The 23158-nt window shown below is 61.1% G+C and carries 20 protein-coding genes and 1 other RNA gene; 13 read left to right on the forward strand and 8 right to left on the reverse strand.

Annotated features, from left to right (window positions below):
* Nucleotides 1–22 precede the first annotated feature (22 nt).
* From MA884_RS09975 to ligA, 4 genes are all read left to right on the forward strand, one after another.
* Nucleotides 23–682 (forward strand): GntR family transcriptional regulator, encoded by a 660-nt coding sequence (locus MA884_RS09975; protein WP_256230336.1) that lies wholly within the window; start codon nt 23–25, stop codon nt 680–682.
* Between the two features lie 2 nt (nt 683–684).
* Nucleotides 685–4173, forward strand: a complete 3489-nt coding sequence (gene smc, locus MA884_RS09980; protein WP_256230337.1) for a chromosome segregation protein SMC — start codon at nt 685–687, stop codon at nt 4171–4173.
* Nucleotides 4174–4406: 233 nt separating this feature from the next.
* Nucleotides 4407–5252, forward strand: coding sequence for a cell division protein ZipA (zipA, locus tag MA884_RS09985; protein WP_256230339.1), 846 nt, complete (start codon nt 4407–4409; stop codon nt 5250–5252).
* 188 nt (nt 5253–5440) lie between these two features.
* On the forward strand, nt 5441–7810 hold the full coding sequence (ligA, locus tag MA884_RS09990; RefSeq protein WP_256230340.1) for an NAD-dependent DNA ligase LigA: 2370 nt from the start codon (nt 5441–5443) through the stop codon (nt 7808–7810).
* 178 nt (nt 7811–7988) lie between these two features.
* Here ligA and MA884_RS09995 read toward each other — a convergent pair whose 3' ends face one another.
* Nucleotides 7989–8348, reverse strand: a complete 360-nt coding sequence (locus MA884_RS09995) for a DUF6124 family protein (protein WP_256230341.1) — start codon at nt 8346–8348, stop codon at nt 7989–7991.
* A gap of 548 nt (nt 8349–8896) precedes the next feature.
* Between MA884_RS09995 and MA884_RS10000 the strand changes: the two genes are divergently transcribed.
* The 4 genes from MA884_RS10000 (at nt 8897) to ffs (ending at nt 11096) form a co-directional block, all read left to right on the forward strand.
* Entirely contained in the window at nt 8897–9136 is a 240-nt protein-coding gene (locus tag MA884_RS10000) for a ribbon-helix-helix domain-containing protein (RefSeq protein WP_092459033.1), read from the forward strand.
* Entirely contained in the window at nt 9136–9546 is a 411-nt protein-coding gene (locus tag MA884_RS10005; RefSeq protein WP_256230343.1) for a putative toxin-antitoxin system toxin component, PIN family, read from the forward strand. Before MA884_RS10000 ends, MA884_RS10005 begins: the two co-directional genes overlap by 1 nt.
* Before the next feature lie 144 nt (nt 9547–9690).
* On the forward strand, nt 9691–10851 hold the full coding sequence (locus MA884_RS10010; protein WP_256230344.1) for a putative zinc-binding metallopeptidase: 1161 nt from the start codon (nt 9691–9693) through the stop codon (nt 10849–10851).
* 148 nt (nt 10852–10999) lie between these two features.
* An RNA gene (gene ffs, locus MA884_RS10015) (signal recognition particle sRNA small type) lies at nt 11000–11096 on the forward strand.
* A 189-nt stretch (nt 11097–11285) separates the two neighbouring features.
* Here the strand turns inward: ffs and MA884_RS10020 are convergent.
* A complete protein-coding gene (locus tag MA884_RS10020; protein ID WP_256230345.1) occupies nt 11286–11600 on the reverse strand; it encodes a helix-turn-helix domain-containing protein in 315 nt (104 codons plus the stop codon).
* 338 nt (nt 11601–11938) lie between these two features.
* Between MA884_RS10020 and MA884_RS10025 the strand changes: the two genes are divergently transcribed.
* Nucleotides 11939–13681 carry a bifunctional diguanylate cyclase/phosphodiesterase gene (locus tag MA884_RS10025; protein ID WP_256230346.1) on the forward strand — a complete coding sequence of 581 codons (1743 nt, stop codon included), beginning with the start codon at nt 11939–11941 and terminating at the stop codon, nt 13679–13681.
* On the opposite strand, the gene MA884_RS10030 is transcribed toward MA884_RS10025, so the two are convergent.
* Nucleotides 13633–14400, reverse strand: a complete 768-nt coding sequence (locus MA884_RS10030; RefSeq protein ID WP_256230348.1) for an ABC transporter substrate-binding protein — start codon at nt 14398–14400, stop codon at nt 13633–13635. The two genes, MA884_RS10025 and MA884_RS10030, sit on opposite strands and share 49 nt — an antisense overlap.
* A gap of 143 nt (nt 14401–14543) precedes the next feature.
* Here MA884_RS10030 and dnaX point away from each other — a divergent pair, with 143 nt between their 5' ends.
* From dnaX to recR, 4 genes are all read left to right on the forward strand, one after another.
* Nucleotides 14544–16610 (forward strand): DNA polymerase III subunit gamma/tau, encoded by a 2067-nt coding sequence (dnaX, locus tag MA884_RS10035; RefSeq protein ID WP_256230349.1) that lies wholly within the window; start codon nt 14544–14546, stop codon nt 16608–16610.
* Between the two features lie 64 nt (nt 16611–16674).
* Entirely contained in the window at nt 16675–17013 is a 339-nt protein-coding gene (locus MA884_RS10040) for a YbaB/EbfC family nucleoid-associated protein (protein ID WP_003183512.1), read from the forward strand.
* Nucleotides 17014–17376: 363 nt separating this feature from the next.
* Entirely contained in the window at nt 17377–18411 is a 1035-nt protein-coding gene (locus tag MA884_RS10045; protein ID WP_256230350.1) for an NADP-dependent oxidoreductase, read from the forward strand.
* A gap of 66 nt (nt 18412–18477) precedes the next feature.
* Entirely contained in the window at nt 18478–19080 is a 603-nt protein-coding gene (recR, locus tag MA884_RS10050) for a recombination mediator RecR (protein WP_256230351.1), read from the forward strand.
* A 132-nt stretch (nt 19081–19212) separates the two neighbouring features.
* On the opposite strand, the gene MA884_RS10055 is transcribed toward recR, so the two are convergent.
* From MA884_RS10055 to ccoS, 5 genes are all read right to left on the reverse strand, one after another.
* The gene (locus MA884_RS10055) at nt 19213–19761 is read right to left on the reverse strand and encodes an adenine phosphoribosyltransferase (RefSeq protein ID WP_041020481.1); all 549 of its coding nucleotides are present in this window, start codon (nt 19759–19761) and stop codon (nt 19213–19215) included.
* 75 nt (nt 19762–19836) lie between these two features.
* Nucleotides 19837–20571 (reverse strand): fumarate/nitrate reduction transcriptional regulator Fnr, encoded by a 735-nt coding sequence (gene fnr, locus MA884_RS10060; RefSeq protein WP_256230352.1) that lies wholly within the window; start codon nt 20569–20571, stop codon nt 19837–19839.
* 94 nt (nt 20572–20665) lie between these two features.
* Entirely contained in the window at nt 20666–22048 is a 1383-nt protein-coding gene (hemN, locus tag MA884_RS10065) for an oxygen-independent coproporphyrinogen III oxidase (protein ID WP_256230354.1), read from the reverse strand.
* A gap of 211 nt (nt 22049–22259) precedes the next feature.
* Nucleotides 22260–22943 (reverse strand): sulfite exporter TauE/SafE family protein, encoded by a 684-nt coding sequence (locus MA884_RS10070; RefSeq protein ID WP_256230355.1) that lies wholly within the window; start codon nt 22941–22943, stop codon nt 22260–22262.
* Nucleotides 22936–23154, reverse strand: coding sequence for a cbb3-type cytochrome oxidase assembly protein CcoS (gene ccoS, locus MA884_RS10075; RefSeq protein ID WP_256230356.1), 219 nt, complete (start codon nt 23152–23154; stop codon nt 22936–22938). The genes MA884_RS10070 and ccoS overlap by 8 nt, the downstream gene beginning before the upstream one ends.
* Between the last annotated feature and the right edge of the window lie 4 nt (nt 23155–23158).

The following is a 23158-nucleotide window of genomic DNA, read 5'->3' on the forward strand; positions in this document are numbered from 1 at the left end:
TCGAAGAGTTTGAAGGACAACCATGACGTTCAAGGCCCCGGACAGCCTCGCCGAGCAAATCGCCCATCACTTGGCCGAACGCATCATTCGCGGCGAAATGAAGCCGGGCGAGCGCATACAGGAGCAGAAGGTCACGCTGGCGCTCAACGTGAGTCGCGGCTCGGTCCGTGAGGCGTTGCTGATATTGGAGCGCCGGCATCTGATCGCGATCCTGCCGCGCCGTGGCGCACACGTCACCGAGCTGAGCGAACACAAGGTGCGCAGCCTCTGTGCGCTGATGAGCGAGCTGTACATCCTGTTGGGCAATGCCGTGGCTCATGGCTGGCAGGAACAGGCTGACATGGCGCCGTTCGTCGAGATCCAGCAGCGTTTGCAGGCCGCCTTCGAGCGCCAGGACATCCGCACTTTCGTCGATGAAAGTTTCAGCGTGATGCGCGCCGCCTATCCCTTTGCCAACAACCCGTACTTGCAGGAAACCGTCGAGAACCTGCAACCGGCCATGAGCCGCGCCTACTTCCTGGCCCTGGAACAACGCAAGGCCGAGATGAGCGAATTCCTCGACCTGTTCCAGCGCCTGCTGACCGCCGTGCTGGCCCGTGATTTGCCGCAGATCCGCATCGTGCTGACGGCCTACGCCCAGCGCAGTTGCGATCTTGTGGTTGCTGCCCTGACGGCGGCCTGAACGTGCGGCTCAAGTGCATCAAACTGGCGGGGTTCAAATCCTTCGTCGACCCGACCACGGTGAACTTCCCCAGTAACATGGCGGCGGTGGTCGGGCCCAACGGTTGCGGCAAGTCGAACATCATCGACGCCGTACGCTGGGTGATGGGCGAGAGCTCGGCCAAGAATCTGCGCGGCGAGTCGATGACCGACGTCATCTTCAACGGCTCCACCAGTCGCAAACCGGTGAGCCAGGCGAGCATCGAACTGGTGTTCGACAATTCCGACGGGACCCTGATCGGCGAGTACGCGGCATATGCGGAAATCTCCATCCGCCGCAAAGTAACCCGCGACAGCCAGAACAGTTATTTCCTCAACGGCACCAAGTGCCGACGTCGCGACATCACCGATATTTTCCTCGGCACCGGCCTCGGCCCGCGCAGCTACTCGATCATCGAGCAGGGCATGATCTCCAAGCTGATCGAAGCCAAGCCTGAAGACCTGCGCAACTTCATCGAAGAAGCCGCCGGTATTTCCAAATACAAGGAGCGGCGGCGCGAGACCGAAAACCGCATCCGTCGCACCCATGAGAACCTGGCCCGCCTGACCGACCTGCGCGAAGAACTCGAACGCCAACTCGAACGCTTGCACCGCCAGGCCGAGGCCGCCAAGAAGTATCAGGAGTACAAGGGCGAAGAGCGTCAGCTCAAGGCCCAGCTTTCGGCCTTGCGTTGGCAGGCGCTGAACGAGCAGGTCGGCCAGCGCGAGGCGATCATCGGCAACCAGGAGGTCAGCTTCGAAGCCCTGGTGGCCGAGCAGCGCAATGCCGACGCCGCCATTGAGCGCTTGCGCGACGGTCACCACGACCTGTCCGAACGCTTCAACCTGGTGCAAGGGCGCTTCTATTCGGTGGGTGGCGACATCGCCCGGGTCGAGCAGAGCATCCAGCACGGTCAGCAACGGCTGCGCCAGTTGCAGGATGACTTGAAAGAAGCCGAGCGGGCGCGCCTGGAAACCGAATCCCACCTGGGCCACGACCGCACGTTGCTGCTGACCCTTGGCGAAGAACTGGACCGGCTCACGCCGGAACAGGAACTCACCAGCGCCGCTGCCGAAGAGGCTGCCGCGGCCCTGGAAGAAGCCGAGCTGACCATGCACGGCTGGCAGGAGCAGTGGGACAGTTTCAACCTGACCTCTGCCGAGCCGCGGCGTCAGGCCGAAGTCCAGCAGTCGCGTATCCAGCAATTGGAAGCCAGCATGGAACGCCTGGCCGAGCGCCAGCGCCGCTTGGCCGAAGAGCGCGCCTTGCTCGCGGCGGACCCCGAAGACGCGGCGATTATTGATCTGAGTGAACAGCTGGCTGCCAGCGAAGCCACCCTTGAAGACTTGCAGGCCAGCGAAGACGCCCAGGTCGAACGGCTCGAACAACTGCGCCAAGCCTTGCAACTGGCTCTGCAGAATCAGCAACAGGCCCAGGGCGAATTGCAGCGCCTCAATGGCCGTCTGGCGTCGCTGGAGGCCTTGCAGCAAGCCGCGCTGGACCCTGGCACCGGCACCGCCGAATGGCTGCGCGACCAGCATCTGGCCGAGCGCCCGCGACTGGCCGAAGGCCTGAAGGTCGATGCCGGCTGGGAGCTGGCGGTGGAAACCGTGCTGGGCGCCGATCTGCAAGCGGTGCTGGTGGATGACTTCGCAGGCTTCGATCTGTCGGGCTTCACTCAAGGTGATCTGCGCCTGCTCAGCCCCGCTGGCGATGGCGTGCGGGTGCCGGGCAGCTTGCTGGATAAAGTCGAGGCCCAGGTCGATCTGTCTCCCTGGTTGGGGCAGGTGAAACCGGTGGATAGCCTTGAACAGGCCTTGGCCCTGCGCGGACAACTGGCGGCCGGTGAAAGCCTGATCAGTCGGGACGGCTATTGGGTCGGCCGGCATTTCCTGCGGGTGCGCCGGGCCAGCGAAGCCGAGAGCGGCATGCTCGCCCGGGGCCAGGAAATCCAGCGCCTGAGCGCCGAGCGCGAAGAGCGCGAAGCGAGCGTCGAAGCCCTGGAAACCGAATTACAAAATCTGCGGGCGCAACAGCGTCAGCAGGAGAACGGCCGCGAACATTTGCGTCGGCTGTTGCAGGATGAAGCACGCCAGCAGGGCGAACTCAAGGCGCAGTTGTCGGCCGGCAAGGCCAAGGTTGAACAACTGGCCTTGCGCCGCACGCGCCTTGAGGAAGAAATCGCCGAGCTGGGCGAGCAACGGGCGCTGGAACATGAGCAGATCGGTGAAGCGCGCCTGCAACTGCAGGAAGCCCTCGATGCCATGGCCGTGGACACCGAGCAGCGCGAGTTGCTGCTGGCTCAGCGCGACAGTCTGCGCGAACGCCTCGATCGGGTGCGCCAGGATGCCCGTCAGCACAAGGATCACGCTCATCAGTTGGCGGTCCGCCTGGGCTCGCTCAAGGCTCAGTACGACTCCACGCGCCAAGCGTTGGAACGGCTGGAAATGCAGTCCGAACGCCTGACCGAAAAACGCGAGCAATTGAGTCTGAATCTGGAGGAGGGCGAAGCGCCGCTGGAAGAGTTGCGCCTCAAACTCGAAGAGTTGCTCGACAAGCGCATGAGCGTTGATGAGGAACTCAAGACTGCGCAAATTGCCCTGGAAGACGCCGACCGCGAACTGCGCGACGCCGAAAAGCGCCGCAGCCAGGCCGAACAGCAGTCCCAACTGATCCGTAGCCAGATGGAACAGCAACGGATGGAATGGCAAGCCCTGACCGTGCGCCGCAAAGCCTTGCAGGACCAGTTGCTGGAAGACGGCTACGATCTCGACGGCGTGCTCGCCACGTTGGTGGCCGGGGCCAACGAGAAAGACGCCGAAGAAGAATTGGAACGCATCGCTGCCCGCATCCAGCGTCTGGGCGCCATCAACCTGGCGGCCATCGACGAGTATCAGCAGCAGTCCGAGCGCAAACGTTATCTGGATGCCCAGAACGACGATCTGGTGGAAGCGCTGCAGACCCTGGAAAACGTCATCCGCAAGATCGACAAGGAAACCCGTAATCGCTTCAAGGATACCTTTGATCAGATCAACGGCGGTTTGCAGGCACTTTTCCCGAAAGTTTTCGGTGGTGGCAGCGCTTACTTGGAACTGACGGGCGAAGATTTACTCGATACAGGGGTGACCATCATGGCGCGTCCCCCGGGCAAGAAGAACAGCACCATCCATTTGCTCTCCGGGGGTGAAAAAGCGCTGACGGCATTGGCTCTGGTTTTTGCCATTTTCAAATTGAACCCGGCGCCGTTCTGCATGCTCGACGAGGTGGACGCGCCGCTGGACGACGCCAACGTGGGGCGTTATGCACGGCTGGTAAAAGAGATGTCTGAAACGGTGCAGTTCATCTACATCACCCACAACAAAATCGCCATGGAAATGGCCGACCAGTTGATGGGCGTGACCATGCATGAGCCAGGTTGCTCGCGACTGGTGGCGGTGGACGTGGAGGAGGCGATGGCGATGGTGGACGGCTAGCGACGAGCTTCGAGCTGCAAGCTGCAAGGGGCACGTGAGATCGCTGTCAGCTTGCCGCTTGTAGCTGCACCTAACAGTGTAAAGTTATCTTTGGTCGTGCTAGTTTAATGTCAATTTTTCGTATGCGTGGGCAAAACGCCATTCAGAACATAGAGTTGGCGCCACGTTTTAAAGCGGTTTGCACATAGCTAAGCCCCTTATTTTTCAGCATTTTTATAGAGGCACGGGATTACATGGAAATCGGTCTGCGCGAGTGGCTGATCGTCATCGGCATTATTGTCATTGCCGGTATTCTTTTCGACGGCTGGCGCCGCATGCGTGGCGGCAAGGGGAAACTCAAGTTTCGCCTCGACCGCAGCCTGTCGAACCTGCCGGATGACGATGGCAATGCCGAGCTGTTGGGCCCGCCCCGGGTGCTGGATACCCATAAGGAGCCGCAACTGGATGAGCACGACCTGCCGTCGATGAGCGCGCCAGTGCGCGAGCCACGGGAATCGGGCTCCAAGCGCGGCAAACGCAACAGCGAACCGTCCCAGGGTGACCTGAACCTCAATCTCGATCTGGATGGCGGCCCGAGCTTCAGCAGTCGCGACGATGACTTCCCGGACGAGAGCAAACCCGTGCGTGGCGACAAGGACCAGGCCCAGGCCGAGGAAGTGCTGGTGATCAGCGTGATCTGCCGTGACCCGGCCGGCTTCAAGGGCCCGGCGCTGTTGCAGAACATCCTGGAGAGCGGCCTGCGTTTTGGCGAGATGGACATTTTCCACCGCCATGAAAGCATGGCCGGCAACGGCGAGGTGCTGTTCTCCATGGCCAACGCGGTCAAGCCTGGCGTGTTCGACCTGGACGACATCGACCATTTCAGCACCCCGGCGGTGAGCTTCTTCCTCGGCTTGCCCGGCCCGCGTCATCCCAAGCAGGCGTTTGATGTGATGGTGGCGGCGGCGCGCAAGCTGTCCCAGGAGCTCAACGGCGAACTGAAGGATGACCAGCGCAGCGTGCTGACCGCCCAGACCATCGAACACTACCGTCAGCGCATCGTCGAATTCGAACGCCGGGCGCTGACCCAGAAACGCTGAGGCCAACGATTGCTGGCCCTGTAGGAGCTGCCGAAGGCTGCGATCTTTTGACCTTTCGCTTGAGATTCAAGTGTCTGGGGAAAGATCGCAGCCTCGTTGCACTCGTCAGCTCCTACAGCGCCTACATGCGATCGAAGTATTGAGAATGAGCAGCCTAGGCTGCTCTTTTGCTTTATGAGAGAACATCCATGACTGCCGTCCAAACCCGCATCCAACAGCTGCGTACCGAGCTGGATCAGCACAACTACCGCTACCACGTTCTCGATGAGCCGAGCATTCCGGACGCCGAGTACGACCGCCTGTTCCATGAGCTCAAGGCCCTGGAAGAGCAACACCCGGAACTGGTGACCAGTGATTCCCCGACCCAGCGTGTCGGCAGTGTTGCGCTGTCAGCCTTCAGCCAGGTCCGTCATGAAATCCCGATGCTCAGCCTGGGTAACGCCTTCGACGAAACCACCCTGCGCGAATTCGACCGCCGCGTGACCGAAGGTCTCGACCTGCCCATGGGCGACTTGCTGGGTGGTGGCGCGGCGGTGGAGTACAGCTGTGAGCCGAAGCTCGATGGCCTGGCGGTCAGCCTGTTGTACCAGGACGGTCTGCTGGTGCGCGGCGCCACGCGCGGCGACGGAACCACCGGCGAAGACATCAGCGTCAACGTACGCACGGTGCGCAATATCCCTCTCAAACTGCAGGGCAGTGGCTGGCCGCCGGTGCTGGAAGTGCGTGGTGAGGTGTACATGTCCAAGGCCGGTTTCGAGCGTCTCAACGCCACGCAACTGGAGGCGGGCGGCAAGACCTTCGCCAATCCGCGCAACGCGGCTGCGGGCAGCCTGCGCCAGCTGGATTCGAAGATCACCGCCAATCGTCCCCTGGAATTCTGCTGCTACGGCATCGGTCAGGTGACGGCGGACATTGCCGACACCCACATCGGCAATCTCAAGCAACTCAAGGCTTGGGGTCTGCCCATCAGCCGCGAATTGAAACTGGCCCACGGCATCGACGAGTGTCTGGATTACTACCGCGACATCGGCGAGCGGCGTAACGCGCTGCCTTACGAAATTGACGGCGTGGTGTTCAAGGTCAACAGCATCGCCTCCCAGCGCGAACTGGGTTTCCGCGCCCGGGAACCGCGCTGGGCCATCGCCCATAAATTCCCGGCCAGCGAAGAGCTCACCGAACTGTTGGATGTCGAGTTCCAGGTCGGCCGCACCGGCGCTGTAACACCCGTTGCGCGACTCAAGCCGGTCAAGGTGGCCGGCGTGACCGTGGCCAACGCCACGCTGCACAACATGGACGAAGTGGCGCGCCTGGGTCTGATGATCGGTGACACGGTGATTATCCGCCGCGCCGGTGACGTGATCCCGCAAGTGGTGCAAGTGGTCACCGAACGTCGCCCGGAAAACGCCCGCCCCGTTGAAATTCCGCAACAGTGCCCGGTGTGTGGCTCCCATGTGGAACGCACGCAACTGATCAAGCGCAGCAAGGGCCGCGAAACCATCAGCGAGGGCGCGGTGTACCGTTGCGTCGGCCGTCTGGCCTGTGGCGCCCAGCTCAAGCAGGCAATCATTCATTTCGTGTCGCGCCGGGCCATGGACATCGAAGGCCTGGGCGAGAAGAGCGTCGAACAGTTGGTCGATGAAGGTCTGGTGGGTTCGCCTGCCGATCTGTATGCACTGACCTTCGAGCAGGTGGTTGACCTGGAAGGCTTCGCCGAGCTGTCGAGCAAGAACCTGTTGGCGGCCATCGTCGACAGCAAGAAGCCGAGCCTGGCGCGCTTCATCTACGCCCTCGGCATCCCGGACGTGGGCGAGGAAACCGCCAAGGTCCTGGCCCGCTCCCTCGGTTCACTGGAGCGTGTGCAAGCGGCCTTGCCGCAAGTGCTCACGTACTTGCCGGACGTTGGCCTGGAAGTGGCTCACGAGATCCACAGCTTCTTCGAAGACCCGCACAACCGCCAGGTGATCAAGGACCTGCTGCGCCATGGCCTGGATATTCAGGACCAGGGTGAACTCGGCGCTGAATTCTCCGCCAGCACTACCTTGGGTGGTTTTCTGGACAAACTGGACATTCCCTCGGTCGGGCCGGGCGGGGCGCAGAAACTGGCGGACAAGTTCGGCTCTCTTGAAGCTGTCATCGAAGCCGTAAAGACAGATGACTGGCTAGCTATGAACCAGGCATTGCCAAAGAAGCAAGCCAGTGCTGTACGGGATTTTTTTGCCGTCGAGGAAAATCGTCAGCGCTCATTGACAGCCCAAACGCAATTAGCCGACTTCGGCATGCACTGGCAGAGCGAGAAGAAGGTTGTCGAAGGTTTGCCCGAGGCGGGACACACCTGGGTGCTGACCGGCTCGCTGGAGTTGATGAGCCGCGATGTCGCCAAGGACAAGCTGGAAAGCCTGGGGGCCAAGGTGGCCGGTTCCGTGTCGGCGAAAACCCACTGCGTCGTCGCCGGGCCAGGAGCGGGCTCGAAACTGACCAAGGCCAACGAACTGGGGCTGAAGGTGCTGGATGAAGAAGCGTTTGTGGCGTTTTTGAGTCAGCACGGCATCACGGTTTAGTCATGTCGCCAGGAAACTCGGATTCATTGTGGCGAGGGGATTTATCCCCGCTCGACTGCGCAGCAGTCGCAAACCGGCTGGCACGGCCTACCTGTTGCATCGTGGTGCCTGGTTTGAGGGCCGCTGCGCGGCCCAGCGGGGATAAATCCCCTCGCCACAGGGTTATGTGGAGAGTCGGCTAGCGCGGATCGACGTTATCCAGCGCCCGATTCGCCAGCAAACCTCCCAGCTCAATCAACTGCTGAATACCCAGCGCAACATGCCGCCGGGAACCCTCCAGCTCAGAAGCCAGATCACTGATCATGGCATCGGCCGAAGCCAGGGTTTCACTGAGGTTGGCGAGCAGGCATTCGGTGTCGATGCCGTTAATCACCGTGAAGAGCTGGCCGGGTGTGGGGTCGGCCTCCGGCTGTTCCGGTTTTGGTTTCAGGTAGAAGTCGAGGGCGCGCTCGGCGGCTTCGTCGAGTTTTTTGGCGGCGGCGGTTTTGTGCGGGGATGTTGGATCGGTGTCTGGTGGGTTGGGTGTTGCTTTGAACATGGTGACGCTCCTATGGGATGGAGCCACCAAGGCCTGTCGCTAAACAGAAATGGTGGCGGCTGCACGCAGGTTAGCGAACCGGTCATAGGCACCCGGCAGACTCGAAGGTCTCCCACATACAGCCGCCATAACGTCATTGCAGTTAGACCTGCAGCGAAGCATTGACCGCTTATGCACCTAGAATGATCCGGGTCGCTAAACCCGATCGCTGATTCGTCAGCGACCCGGAAACGATAAGGCCCGGCCCATAGGCGCACAAGCCGGCGGATTCTGGCGTAGTTGTAGGCAATGGCGCAAGGCGGGGTAGCCGCTCCTGCAACGTCCTACATCGGAGCTTACAATTTGACCATTTCCCACGCTCCTGCGTGGGAAAGTCGGCAGGGATGCTCTCCGTTCCGCTTTAAATAAGTCCATCACATTTTTTGCGTCACCTATTTTCGGAAGAGGGGAACCGGGACCGTTTATTGGTTAGTAAAAGGCTTTGCTAGCGTTGCGTGGCTGCAAAATATAGGTGTATAAACACACAAACACCTATCAAGGGGAACGCCATGAGTACCATCCGTTGGAATGTCGCCGTCTCGGCTGACACCGACCAGTCGCTTCGCATGTTTCTGGCCAGCCAGGGCGGTGGCCGCAAAGGCGATCTGTCGCGCTTCATCGAAGAAGCGGTACAGGCACACATTCTGGAACTGACGGCCGAACAGGCCAAGGCCGCAACAGCCAATCTGAGCGAAACGCAATTGACCTCAATGGTCGATGAGGCTCTCGACTGGGCACGTAAGCGCTGATGCGGGTCGTGTTGGATACCAACATCCTGTTCAGCGCTCTGATTTCGCCGCACGGTGCCCCCGATGCTATTTACCGCGCCTGGCGAGCGGCGCGTTTTGAAGTAGTGACCTCGCGGATGCAACTCGATGAAATCCGCCGAGCCAGCCGCTATCCCAAGCTCCAGGCCATCCTTCAGCCCGCTAAAGTGGGCGCCATGATCAATAACCTGCAAAGGGCAGTTGTACTGGAGCGTCTGACCATCGAGGTCGAAGCCGATGATCCGGATGACTCGTTTTTACTGGCCATGGCCCTTGCAGGCGACGCGGACTATCTGGTGACCGGTGATCGCCGCGCCGGTCTCTTGCAGCTTGGGCACATAGGACGCACGCGGATTGTCACGCCTGCCGTGTTTTGTGCCGAGGTGCTGTGATCGATCGGGATCTTTCCCGAGATGTCGGGTCGCAACAGCCGGAGCAAGCTCCCTCGCCACGGTTTATCGGATGCCTGTGGTGCAGCGCCCGGGAACGATCACGCACAGGGGGGGATCTAGTCTTGCAGGCCCCGGGAGATCACCATGTACCGCTTCTTCGAGCAGCTGAGTTCACGCATCGCCGCGCCCTTTGCCGGCGATCGCTCGCGTAACAGCAAGATCTGGCCGTGTCGTTGCGGCCAGTCGCTGTTTTTTCGCAACAGCCAGTGCCTGGCCTGCCAGGCAGTGCTGGGCTATCAGCCCGAGCAAAGCCGCTTGTCGTCCCTGCAAGCCGGCGAGCAGCCCGGCACCTGGACCCTGGATGCCGACCCGCACGCCGGATTGTTCCGCCGTTGCGCCAACCTCGACACGCCGGCGGCCTGCAATTGGTTGCTGCCGGCCAATGGGCGCGACACCTTGTGTATCGCCTGCAGCCTGAACCGCACCATTCCAGACCTGTCGATCCCGGAAAACTCCGAACGCTGGTGCAAGGTCGAAACCGCCAAGCGCCGGCTGGTGGCGCAATTGATCACCCTCGGTTTGCCAGTCATCCCCAAAACCGTCAGTGAAAGTGAGGGGCTGGCCTTCGATTTCATCGGCGTTGATCTCAACGGCACCCCTCCGACCACCGGCCACGCCAGCGGGTTGGTCACGCTCGACATCAAAGAGGCCGACGATGCCCACCGCGAGCTCGTGCGCCAGCAGATGCACGAGCCGTACCGCACCTTGCTCGGGCACTTTCGTCATGAGGTGGGGCACTACTACTGGGACCGGTTGATCGCCAACAGCCACTGGCTCGAGGCGTTTCGCGAGCAGTTTGGCGACGAGCGGGCCAGCTATTCCGATGCCTTGGAGCGCCACTACCAGCACGGCGCGCCGCTGGACTGGCAAACTCACTACGTCAGCGCCTACGCCACCATGCATCCCTGGGAAGACTGGGCGGAAACCTGGGCGCATTACCTGCACATGATGGACGCGGTGGACACGGCCCTGGGTTTTGGCATGAGCGCCGGGGAAATGGATTTCGACTACCAACCGTTTCCGCCCGAGACCTTGTTCGACCCTGCGCACAGCGGCGGTGTGGCCTTCCTATCGTTCGTCAACGCCTGGATCGAACTGGCCGGCATGCTCAACGAACTGTCGCGCAGCATGGGCCAGCCGGATTTTTATCCGTTCGTCGTACCGGCCGCGGTGATCACCAAGCTGCATTTCATCCATCTGGTGATCCAGGAGGAGGGCGGCCGCGCTGACGAGGTGTTGCTGTAGCAGCCCGGCTTGCGGGAGCAGGCTTTGTTCTCACAGGCAAGTGCTTGAACATCTTCAGTTTTTTAATCCGGCGCGAACGGTTGTAACTTCTCGTCAGATAGGTACAATGGCGCGGCTCGCCGTCAGGCGGGCGTCGTTATGGTGACCCCATCGGTCCCCCCGCAACGATTACCCGTGAACCTGGTCAGATCCGGAAGGAAGCAGCCACAGCGGGAACATTGTGTGCCGGGGTGTGGCTGGTGGGGTTGCCTCCATAACGCCCAAGCCTTCGTTCGTAAGGTTTGCGAATATTCCATATTTCTTTTATTTACCAAACGATATTTATCGTCGCTTTCTGCTGCCTGGATTCTGGTGTGGCAGAACAACCAAACACCGAAAGAGAAGCCCGGTCTGTCGCTCATCGACAGGCCGGGCTTTTCTTTTGCATTACCGCTTCAAGGCTTCGCCAGTGCCTGGTCTACCGCCGCAATCAGCTTCCCCAAATCCTTTGCGGTGGCTTTGTGTATGACGCCAAACAGGTATGCCCGCTGTTCGTCCTCGTCGTCCATGTCGGCAAAAAACGCTTTGAGCTGTACATCCAGTTTGTCGGCAAGCAAGACCAAGGCTTCGACGCTCGGGGTGTAGGTGCCGGTTTCGAAACGGCTGATGGTTTTAGGGTCAAAACCGGTTTTTTCGCCAAGTTCAGCCTGAGTAAGCCCCGCTACTTTGCGATAGCGTCTGATGGCCGGACCCAAACTTGAAATTTGCATCGCTTAATTCCCATTTAGAATCAAGAACTTAACGATAGATTTTTGCATTAGGCAACCGCATGATTCATCACCTTGCTTTGCAAAATGTGATGCGTTTCGTAGAATCGGCCTTTGGCACGGGCATTTGGTGACCTGCTTCAGAAGCCTGGATGTGCGAAAAGGGTGGGCCTTGCGTTTTCTTTTTGTACACAAGGCGACGCTTGGCGCCTTCAGGTAGCACCGCCACGGCCCGCGCTCCAGCGTATCTCAAGGTGTTTGAGCCTAGTTGATTTTTCGCCTGTCCTGGGGCGGTGCAACCGCGCGCGACAAATGAGCCTGACTCATGGATGACTGCTTCGATGGATAAGAAGTACCGCAGAGCCGTTGACGCCGCCGCGATTTTTTCTGAAACCGATCTGAGCGGGCGCATTACCTACGTCAACGACCAATTCTGTAAGCTTTTTGGCTACCCGCGTGCTGAGCTGTTGGGGGCTAACCATCGCCTGATCAACTCTGGCCAGCACCCTGGCGAGTTCTTCAGCGCCATGTGGCGCACCATCGCCCTGGGTCAGGTCTGGAAGGGCGAAATCTGCAACCGGGCCAAGGACGGTACGCTGCATTGGGTCGATACCACCCTGGTGCCGGTGATCGACGATGCGACCGGTAAGATCGAGCGCTACCTGGCGATTCGTTTTGATGTCAGCGAGAAGCGTCAGTTGTTGCATTCGCTGCAATGGCGGGTCGGTCACGATGTGTTGACCGGATTGCCCAACCGCACTTACCTGTCCGATCTGCTGGACCAGGCCCTGGAATTTTCCAGGGCGCAGAACTTGCCCCTGGCGGTGTGCATGCTCGACCTGGATGGCTTCAAGGCCGTGAACGACGGTCACGGCCATGCCAGTGGGGATCAGTTGCTGGTGGAGGTCGCCAGGCGCCTGCGCAGCATTGTACGCGGTGAGGATGTGGTGGCGCGGCTGGCTGGCGATGAGTTTGTGCTCGTGTTGCGCCATGTGCGCGGGCTTGATGAATTGCATGCCGCGTTGAACCGGGTGCTGATTGCCGTCTCCTTGCCGTATGCCATTGATGGTAAAGACATCAAGGTTTTCGCCAGCATTGGCGTCACCCTGTTTCCCGGTGACAACGAAGACGCTGATACCTTGCTGCGCCACGCTGACCAGGCGATGTACGTGGCCAAGCAGAGCGGTCGCAATCGCTTTCATTTGTTCGACGTGTCCCGGGACCAGGAAGTGCGGGTCACTTACCAGACCGTCGAGCGGGTCCGGCAGGCGCTGGCGGACAACGAGTTGCGGCTGCATTTCCAGCCCAAGGTCAATATGCGCCATGGCACGGTGGTGGGCCTGGAGGCGTTGCTGCGCTGGAAACACCCACAACGGGGCCTGGTGCCGCCCCGGGAGTTCCTGCCACTGGTAGAGGAGACCGACCTGATCGTCGAGATCGGCGAGTGGGTCATGGAACAGGTGCTGATTCAGTTGCAGCAATGGCAGCACGCCGGGCAGGTCTGGCCGGTGAGCATCAATATCTCGGCGCGGCATTTCCAGCGGGCGGATTTCGTCGAGCGGTTGCGGCAGGTGCTGCAACGCCACCCGGCGGTGTCGCCGCGGATGTTGGATCTACAGATCGTTGAATCCGTCGCGGTGGAAAACCTTGCCCACGTCAGCGCCTGTCTCCAGGCGTGCCAGGCCTTGGGCGTGGGGTTTTCCCTGGGCGGTTTTGGCACGGGATACTGTTCGCTCAATGACCTCAAACACCTGCGCACGCAGACCATCAAGATCGACAAGACCTTTGTCCGCGACATACTCAATGACCGGGATGATCTGGCGCTGACCGACGCGATCATCGGTTTGGCCAGGGCGTTTGGTCGCCAGGTGGTGGCGGAGGGACTGGACAGCCTGGAGCATGGCCAACTGCTGTTGCGCCTGGGTTGCGAAGTGGCTCAAGGCTATTTCATCGCCCGGCCCATGCCGCCTGAACAAGTACCCGACTGGGTGAGGGGATTTGTTTCGCCGCCGCAATGGCAGCATCGGCCCGACCTTCAGGGCGAATCGGATCCGCTGCCCGGCGACTCTCTATGGCCGGTGTAGCGCTGGATGATCGCGTCGATTTCCCCCGAGGTTTTCATTTTCAATAAGGTGCGCAGAATGCGTTGTGCCGGGATTTTCGGATCGTCGCGCACATAACAGCCCAACATACGCTCCTGGAGCACAGCCACGGCGCGCAGCTGCCGGTCAGGGGTATGCTGCTGATTGAACCACTCCAGCGCCCATTGATTGCTGACCGCATAGCGATAGCGGCCGGCCAGCAGTTTTGCCAGGACTTGTTCCTGGCTGCGTGCATCGTCACGTCGCAGATCCCCGCCGTCGAAGAGCGGTTGCAAGGTCGGGTAGGCATAACTGAGCACGGTCCCGACAGGCTGGTGGGGCAGGGTCGCGGGCGTCACCTCCGTGGGGGCGCTGGCCATGCCCACCAGCACGTCACGCTGGAAAAACAGCGGGACGCTCCACAGGTAATCGCCCCCCGTATCCTTTACCCAATCGGGGATGACATAACACCGTACGTCGACTTCGCCATGTTTCATGGCATTGTCCAGCCGGGCGCGGGCCAGGACATGAAACTGCGCCGGCATCCCCACCTGGGTCGCCAGGCGGGTCATGACCTCGGGGATGATGCCCTGGATCGGGCGGCCTTCTTCAGTCTGCACCATGGGCATGGCCCAGCTGTCGGTGATGGCGAAACGCAACGGGGTTTCGGCAGCAAAACACCCTGAACCCATTAACAGCAAAGCCCCCATGGCCGAACGCATAAACTCTCCTGATGGTGCAAAATCCTGCCGACAATCGGGCCCCTGACCCAAGCTTAGACAGATTAGACGAGCACACCGGATGCAATTTCGCCCCTGCTCCGCTAGCATTAGCCGCTTCTGCTTTCCAGTGGCGATGGTTTTCGATGAGTTATCAGGTTCTTGCACGTAAATGGCGTCCGCGCTCGTTCCGCGAAATGGTCGGCCAGACCCATGTGCTCAAGGCCCTGATCAATGCCTTGGACAGCCAGCGGCTGCATCACGCCTACCTGTTCACCGGCACGCGCGGCGTCGGCAAGACGACCATCGCGCGGATCATCGCCAAGTGCCTGAACTGTGAAACCGGCATTACCTCGACGCCGTGTGGCGAGTGCTCGGTATGCCGGGAAATCGACGAAGGCCGTTTCGTCGACCTGATCGAGATCGACGCCGCCAGCCGCACCAAGGTCGAAGACACCCGCGAGCTGCTCGACAACGTGCAGTACGCGCCAAGCCGCGGACGCTTCAAGGTCTACCTGATCGACGAAGTGCACATGCTTTCCAGCCATTCCTTCAATGCGCTGCTCAAGACCCTCGAAGAGCCGCCGCCTTACGTCAAGTTCATCCTGGCAACCACCGACCCGCAGAAGCTTCCTGCAACGATTTTGTCCCGCTGCCTGCAGTTCTCCCTGAAGAACATGACGCCGGAGCGGGTCGTTGAGCATCTGACCCACGTGTTGGGTGTCGAGAACGTGCCGTTCGAAGACGATGCGCTGTGGCTGCTGGGTCGCGCCGCCGATGGTTCGATGCGTGACGCCATGAGCCTGACCGACCAGGCCATTGCCTTTGGTGAAGGCAAGGTCATGGCCGCCGATGTGCGGGCCATGCTTGGCACCCTGGACCACGGTCAGGTCTACGACGTGTTGCATGCGCTGATCGAAGGTGACGCCAAGGCGCTGCTCGAAGCGGTGCGTCACTTGGCCGAGCAGGGGCCGGACTGGAATGGTGTGCTTTCGGAAATTCTCAACGTATTGCACCGTGTCGCCATCGCCCAGGCCTTGCCTGAGGGGGTCGATAACGGTCATGGCGACCGCGATCGGGTGCTGGCACTGGCTCAGGCACTGCCGGCCGAAGACGTGCAGTTCTATTACCAGATGGGGCTGATCGGCCGTCGTGACTTGCCCCTGGCGCCGGATCCGCGCGGTGGTTTTGAAATGGTGCTGCTGCGAATGCTCGCGTTCCGGCCGGCCGACACGGAAAACGCCCCGAGGCAACCGCTAAAGCCAGTGGGGATCAGCCAGGCCACAGCTGATTCCGCCAAGCCAGTGGCTGCCGCGCCCGTCGTTGCGCCGGCAGTGGCTTCTGCTCCGCCAGTGGTGGCGCAACCGGCCCCTGAGCCTGTCGTCGCGGTGCCCGAGCCTGAGCCCGAGCCTGTCGTCGAGGCGTTGCCGGAGCCGGTCGCCGAAAAAGTGGTCGACCTGCCCTGGAACGACCCGGTCGAGGCCCCGGTCGTCCAGCAGCCCGCCGTGGAGCCGGTGCTGGAAACCGTCGCCGAGCAACCCGAGCTGCCGCCGATGCCGATGCCCACGCCCGACAGCGTGGTGCCCGACGCACCCGAGTGGGCTGCCGCTCCGGTACCCGAGCCTACGGTGGCGGACGTTGATGTCGCCACGCCGGGCATGGACCTGGATGATGAGCCTCCACTGGACGAGGATTACATCGAGCCGGACATGGATTCGGCCTACAGCTATCTGGACGAACTGGCCAGTGAGCACACCGCCGAGCCGGCTCCGGAGCCCGAGCCTGAACCGGCGGCGATGCCGGCTACCGGACTGGCCCTGCAATGGCTGGAGCTGTTCCCGAAACTGCCGATTACTGGCATGACCGGCAGTATTGCGGCCAACTGTACGTTGATCTCCGTGGAGGGCGACCACTGGCTGCTGCACCTGGATCCGGCCCATAGCGCGCTGTTCAACGCCACTCAGCAGCGCCGCCTCAACGATGCGCTGAACCAGTATCATCAGCGCACCCTGACGCTGAGCATCGAGCTGATCAAGCCTGAGCAGGAGACGCCGGCCCAGGCTGCGTCCCGCCGCCGTGCCGACCGTCAGCGCGAAGCCGAGGAGTCGATCCACAGTGACCCGTTCATCCAGCAAATGATGCAACAGTTCGGCGCCGTGGTCCGTCACGATACTATCGAACCTGTCGAGGCCCCGGTAACCCAGGGCTTATAACTGAAAGCGCCGGGCTGAACGGGCCGGGCGCGGTGTTTATCCAAGTACTTTCGAGGTGATTCCCATGATGAAAGGTGGCATGGCCGGCCTGATGAAGCAGGCGCAGCAGATGCAGGAAAAAATGGCCAAGATGCAGGAAGAACTGGCCAACGCTGAAGTCACCGGCAAGTCCGGCGGCGACATGGTGACCGTGGTCATGACCGGTCGCCACGACATCAAGCGGGTCAGCATCGACCCGAGCGTGGTTGAAGGCCTGAGCGAAGACGACAAGGAAATGCTCGAAGCCCTGTTCGCCGCCGCCGTCAATGACGCGGTGCGCAAGATCGAAGCCAACAGCCAGGACAAAATGTCCGGCATGACCGCTGGCATGCAACTGCCGCCGGGCATGAAACTGCCGTTCTGACTCGCCACCCCGGTCGGGATGGGCTACATACAATGCCAGGCATCGCGCCTGGCATTTTTGTTTGTGTCACAAGGCGAGTCCGGTAGAAACCTCACATGCGGTAGAAACCTTATCTGTGGGAGAAACCTTACCTGTGGGAGAAACCTTACCTGTGGGAGAAACCTTATCTGTGGGAGAAACCTTACCTGTGGGAGCAAGGCTTGCCCGCGATGAACGATGACGCGCCGCCGCGACAAACCGGGCGACTGCATCGCGGGCAAGCCTTGCTCCCACCAGTACCCACTGAACAAAACATCGAACGCCGCCCCGCCGGCAATGGTCTGCTTTCTATAGGTCCCACTCAACGATCAAGGAGACGCTTCCATGTCACAAGCATCGACCACCCACCAGCGCATCGTCCTCGCCTCCCGCCCCACAGGCGCACCCACCCCGGACAACTTCCGCCTGGAGCAGATGACGCTGCCGGAGCTGGCGGACGGGCAGATTCTGCTCAAGACGCTGTTTCTCTCATTGGACCCTTACATGCGTGGACGCATGAGTGATGCACCTTCCTACGCTGCGCCGGTGGAAATCGATGAGGTGATGACCGGCGGTGCTGTCAGCCGGGTTGAGCGTTCAATGCATCCGAAGTTTCAGGAGGGGGATCTGGTGGTGGGCGCTACGGGGTGGCAGAGCCACACTGTCAGCGATGGTCGCAATGTCATTCCGATCCCGTCCGGGCTGCCCAGCCCGTCGATGGCGCTGGGTGTGCTGGGCATGCCGGGCATGACCGCGTACATGGGATTGATGGAAATCGGCCAGCCGAAGGCCGGGGAAACCCTGGTGGTCGCGGCGGCCTCGGGCGCCGTTGGCTCGGTGGTCGGCCAAGTGGCGAAGATCAAGGGCCTGCGGGTGGTCGGCGTGGCCGGCGGCCCCGAGAAATGCAAGTACGTGGTCGACGAGTTGGGGTTCGACGCTTGCATCGATCACAAGCACGATGACTTTGCCGAGGAACTGGCCCGGGCTTGCAACAAGGGTATCGACATCTATTACGAGAACGTCGGTGGCAAGGTTTTCGACGCAGTGGTGCCGTTGCTCAACGCCAAGGCGCGCATTCCGCTCTGTGGCCTGATCGCTTCCTACAATGAGCATGAAGCCCCGAGCGGGCCGGATCGCTTGCCGCAATTGCAGCGCACATTGCTGACCAAGCGCGTGCGGATCCAGGGGTTTATCGTGTTCGACGACTTCAGTGGCCGTCAGCCGGAATTCATCAGCGCCATGGCGCCCTGGGTTCGTGATGGCAAGGTCAAGTTCCGCGAAGACGTGGTCGACGGCCTTGAGAATGCGCCGCAGGCCTTTATCGGCCTGCTGGAAGGGCGCAACTTCGGCAAGTTGGTGGTGCGGGTGGCGCAGGATTGAGTATTTGACGCTAATCGGAGGCGCGGGTATAAACCGCGTCTCGTTGTTATGTCGGACATTTCCTCCATGAGCTTCAGCCCTTTGATTCGCCAACTGATCGACGCCCTGCGAACTTTGCCGGGTGTGGGTCAGAAAACTGCCCAGCGCATGGCGTTGCAATTGCTTGAACGTGATCGCAGCGGCGGTTCGCGTCTGGCTCTGGCCTTGAGCCAGGCCATGGAAGGAGTAGGGCATTGCCGCTTATGCCGCACCCTCACTGAAGACGACCTCTGCCCGCAATGCGCCGACCCGCGTCGGGATGACAGCCTGCTATGCGTCGTGGAAGGCCCCATGGATGTGTACGCCGTGGAGCAAACTGGCTTTCGCGGCCGTTATTTCGTGCTCAAGGGGCATTTGTCTCCGCTCGACGGCCTCGGCCCGGAAGCTATCGGCATTCCGCAGCTGATGGCGCGGATCGAAGAGGCCGGTACTTTCACGGAAGTCATCCTCGCCACCAACCCGACGGTCGAAGGCGAAGCCACCGCCCACTACATCGCGCAGTTGCTCAACAACAAAGGCCTGGTCGCCTCACGCATCGCTCATGGGGTGCCGCTGGGTGGCGAGCTGGAACTGGTGGACGGCGGGACGCTGGCGCATTCGTTTGCCGGGCGCAAGCCGATCGCTTTATAACTGCCACGAAGAACCCTGTGGGAGCGAGCCTGCTCGCGATAGCGGTGTGTCAGTCACCATTGATGTCGGCTGACACGCCGCTATCGCGAGCAGGCTCGCTCCCACATGAGGTTTGTGTGCTAATGACGGGCGTTATCTTTCGCTCAGCGAAAACTGCGTCAGGCAGAACGTCGGTATCCCCATGTCTTCCAAACGTTGAGAGCCAAGCAACTCCGGCAGGTCGATGATCGCCGCGGCTTCGTGGACCTTGGCGCCCATGCGGCGGATCAGGTTGGCGGCGGCGATCAGCGTGCCGCCAGTGGCGATCAGGTCATCGAACATCACCACAGAGTCACCCTCGCACAGGCTGTCGGCATGCACTTCAAGGAAGGCTTCGCCGTATTCGGTCTGGTAACCCTCGGCCAGTACATCCGCCGGCAGCTTGCCTTGCTTGCGAAATAGCACCAGGGGCTTGTTCAGTTGATAGGCCAGGATCGAGCCGATCAGGAAGCCCCGCGCATCCATTGCGCCAATGTGGGTGAACTCGGCCTCGACATAACGATGGGCGAAGCTGTCCATCACCAGCCGCAGTGCGGTGGGGGACTGGAACAGTGGGGTAATGTCGCGAAAGATCACGCCTGGCTTGGGGAAGTCGATCACGGGGCGGATCAGGGATTTGATGTCGAAGGAATCGAAGACCATCGTCGAGGTGTCCTGGCAGGCTGCAAACGCCGGAGTATAGCGCGGTAGAAAAAATCCCTCAGCCGCGCATGCTCGTCAGCCTTCGATCGAGCCACCCGCCAGGGCACAGAGCTGGATCGGGTCGAGAATGTGGATCTCCTTGCCTTCGGCGGCGATCAATTCGTTCTGCTGGAAACGGGTGAATACCCGGGACACGGTTTCCACCGCCAGGCCCAGGTAGTTGCCGATTTCGTTGCGCGACATGCTCAGGCGGAACTGGTTGGCCGAGAATCCGCGGGCGCGGAAGCGTGCCGAGAGGTTGACCAGGAACGTAGCGATGCGCTCGTCGGCGGTTTTTTTCGAGAGCAGCAGCATCATTTGCTGATCGTCGCGGATCTCCCGGCTCATGACCCGCATCAACTGACGGCGCAGTTGCGGCAGTTGCAAAGCCAGCTCGTCCAGGTGATCGAAGGGGATCTCGCACACCGAGGTGGTTTCCAGCGCCTGGGCCGAGACGGGATGGGTCTCGGTGTCCATGCCCGACAGACCCACCAGCTCGCTGGGCAGGTGGAAGCCGGTGAGCTGTTCTTCGCCGCCATCGCTCAGATTGAAGGTTTTCAAGGCGCCCGAGCGCACTGCATAGACGGAATCGAAGGTGTCACCCTGGCGAAACAGGAACTCACCTTTTTTTAACGGTCGACCCCGTTTAACAATTTCGTCCAGCGCGTCCATATCCTCCAGATTCAGCGAAAGTGGCAAGCAGAGAGGGGCCAGGCTGCAATCCTTGCAGTGAGTCTGGCTGTGAGCGCGCAGTTTGACTGGCTCGGACATTTCTTAAATCCTTGTGGGAAAACACACATAAGCCGTAAGGGTAACCCAGCGCAGGTACTCCGGCCAGTGGGCTTTCGTCGTCAAATTGTCGCGCTCAGATGACTCGGGAGAAGCGCTGTCGATTGTGTTGTTCCAGATAGGCATCGAAGACCATGCACACCGAACGCGCCAGCAGGCGCCCGGCGGGCAGTATCTTGATGTGGGCGCTGTTTAACTCAATGAGGCCGTCTTCGGCCATAGCCTGCAATTGCGGCCACAACGGCGCGAAATAACCGCGAAAATCGATGTTGAACGTTTGCTCGATGTCGGCGAATGCCAGGTTGAAATGGCAGATCAGTTGCTGGATCACCGCGCGCCGCAGCCGGTCGTCGGCATTGCACAGCAGACCGCGACTGGTTGCCAGTTGCCCGTCGGCCAAGGTGTTCTGGTAATGGTTCAGGTCGCTGCTGTTCTGGCAGTACAAATCGCCGATCTGGCTGATGGCCGACACGCCGAGACCGATCAGGTCGCAGTGACCATGGGTGGTGTAGCCCTGGAAGTTGCGTTGCAGGGTGGCGTCTTCCTGGGCAATCGCCAGTTCGTCGTCGGGCAGGGCGAAGTGATCCATGCCGATGTAGCGGTAACCGGCGGCGGTCAATTGTTCGATGGTGCCTTGCAGCATCGCCAGTTTCTTCAGCGGATTCGGCAGGTCCTGGCTATTGATGCGGCGCTGGGGCATGAAACGTTCCGGCAGGTGCGCGTAGTTGAACACCGAAAGCCGGTCCGGCTGCAGGTTGATGACTTCCTGGACGGTATGGGCGAAGTTTTCCGGGGTCTGTTTGGGCAATCCGTAAATCAGGTCGATGTTGATCGAGCGGAACTGCAAGGTCCGGGCGGCTTCGATCACCGCGCGGGTTTCTTCCAGGCTTTGCAGGCGATTGACGGCGCGCTGCACCGCCGGGTCAAGGTCTTGCAGGCCGATGCTGACGCGGTTGAAACCCAGTTCCCGCAGCAGGCCCATGGTGGACCAGTCGGCTTCCCGAGGATCGATTTCGATGCCGTAGTCGCCGGAATCGTCCTCCAGCAGGTTGAGGTGTTGGCGCAACCTGGCCATCAACTGGCGCAATTGGTCATGGTTGAGGAACGTCGGGGTGCCTCCGCCCAGGTGCAATTGTTCCACGCGCTGCGCCGGGTCGAGGTGGCAGCCGATCAGCTGGATTTCCTGTTCCAGGCGCTGCAGGTAAACGTGCGCACGGCCGCGGTCCTTGGTGATGACCTTGTTGCAGGCGCAGTAGTAGCAAATGTTCGCGCAGAACGGCACATGCACATACAGCGACAGTGGCCTCAGGGCCTTGCGGCTGTCGCGCAGGGCGTGGAGCAGGTCGAAGGTTCCCACCTGGCTACCGAATTGCGCCGCGGTCGGGTACGAGGTGTAGCGGGGCCCCGCCAGGTCGTAACGGCGGATCAGGTTTGAGTCCCAACGAATGGCGTCGAGCATGCGGGCGTTCCCCGGATAGGCTGGCATGGGCACAAGTTTAGGAGGGTGGGCGCCGGATGGTTTTGATTTGCGTCAACGGGGCGTGGAATCTGGGCGAGGGCCAATCGCGAGCAGGCTCGCTCCCACATTTGGATCGGGCTGTTTTACAAAAGCTGTGTCCGCCCCAAAACCCCTGTGGGAGCGAGCCTGCTCGCGATGGAGGCGCGCTGGGTTAATGCCCCATGAGCCAATGCTGATGAGGCCCTGGCAGGGTCCAGAGACCAAAGACAATCACCAGTAACCCGCCGGCCATGCGCACGCTGCGTTTGCGCAACACGGCGGTGATACGTTCGGCGGCCATGCCGGTGGCGAGTAACACCGGCCAGGTGCCGAGGCCGAAGGCGAGCATCAGCAACGCGCTCTCCAGCGCATTACCCTGGCTGGCCGACCACAATAGGGTGCTATAGACCAATCCGCACGGCAGCCAGCCCCACAGCGCGCCGAGCAGCAAGGCTCGTGGCAGGCTTGACACCGGCAACAAGCGGTTGGCGACGGGCTGGATATGCCGCCACAAGCCACGACCGATGCCTTCGATGCGGGTCAGGCCGCTCCACCAACCTGCCAGGTACAGGCCCATGGCGATCAACAGCAGGCCGGCCAGCACCCGCATGATCATCGCCGCCGGGCTATTGGCCACGGCCCAGCCGGCCAGCCCGATCAGTAACCCTGCGGTGGCGTAGCTCAGAATCCGCCCCAGGTTGTAGGCCAGTAGCAACCGAAAGCGCCGACTGCGCTGTTCCTTGGGAATCGCCAGGGTCAGGGCGCCCATCAGGCCGCCGCACATGCCCAGGCAATGCCCGCCGCCCAATAAACCCAGGATGAGCGCCGAGACCAACAGTGGCGCCAGATCAAGCATGGGGCGGGGCCTTGTCGTCCGGCTTGCGGGACTCGCCGCCGGCTTCGTCCACCGCTGCTTTGTGGTTGGGATCCTGATCGTCGAACAGAATGCTGTGGGCCGGACCGTCGAGGTCGTCGTACTGCCCGCTGTCCACGGCCCAGAAGAAGATGTAGACGGCGATGGCCACGATCAGCAGTGCGGCCGGGATCATCACGTAAAGAGCTGGCATGTCG

The sequence above is a fragment of the Pseudomonas sp. Q11 genome (assembly GCF_024494355.1).
GTDB classification, from domain to species: domain Bacteria; phylum Pseudomonadota; class Gammaproteobacteria; order Pseudomonadales; family Pseudomonadaceae; genus Aquipseudomonas; species Aquipseudomonas hefeiensis.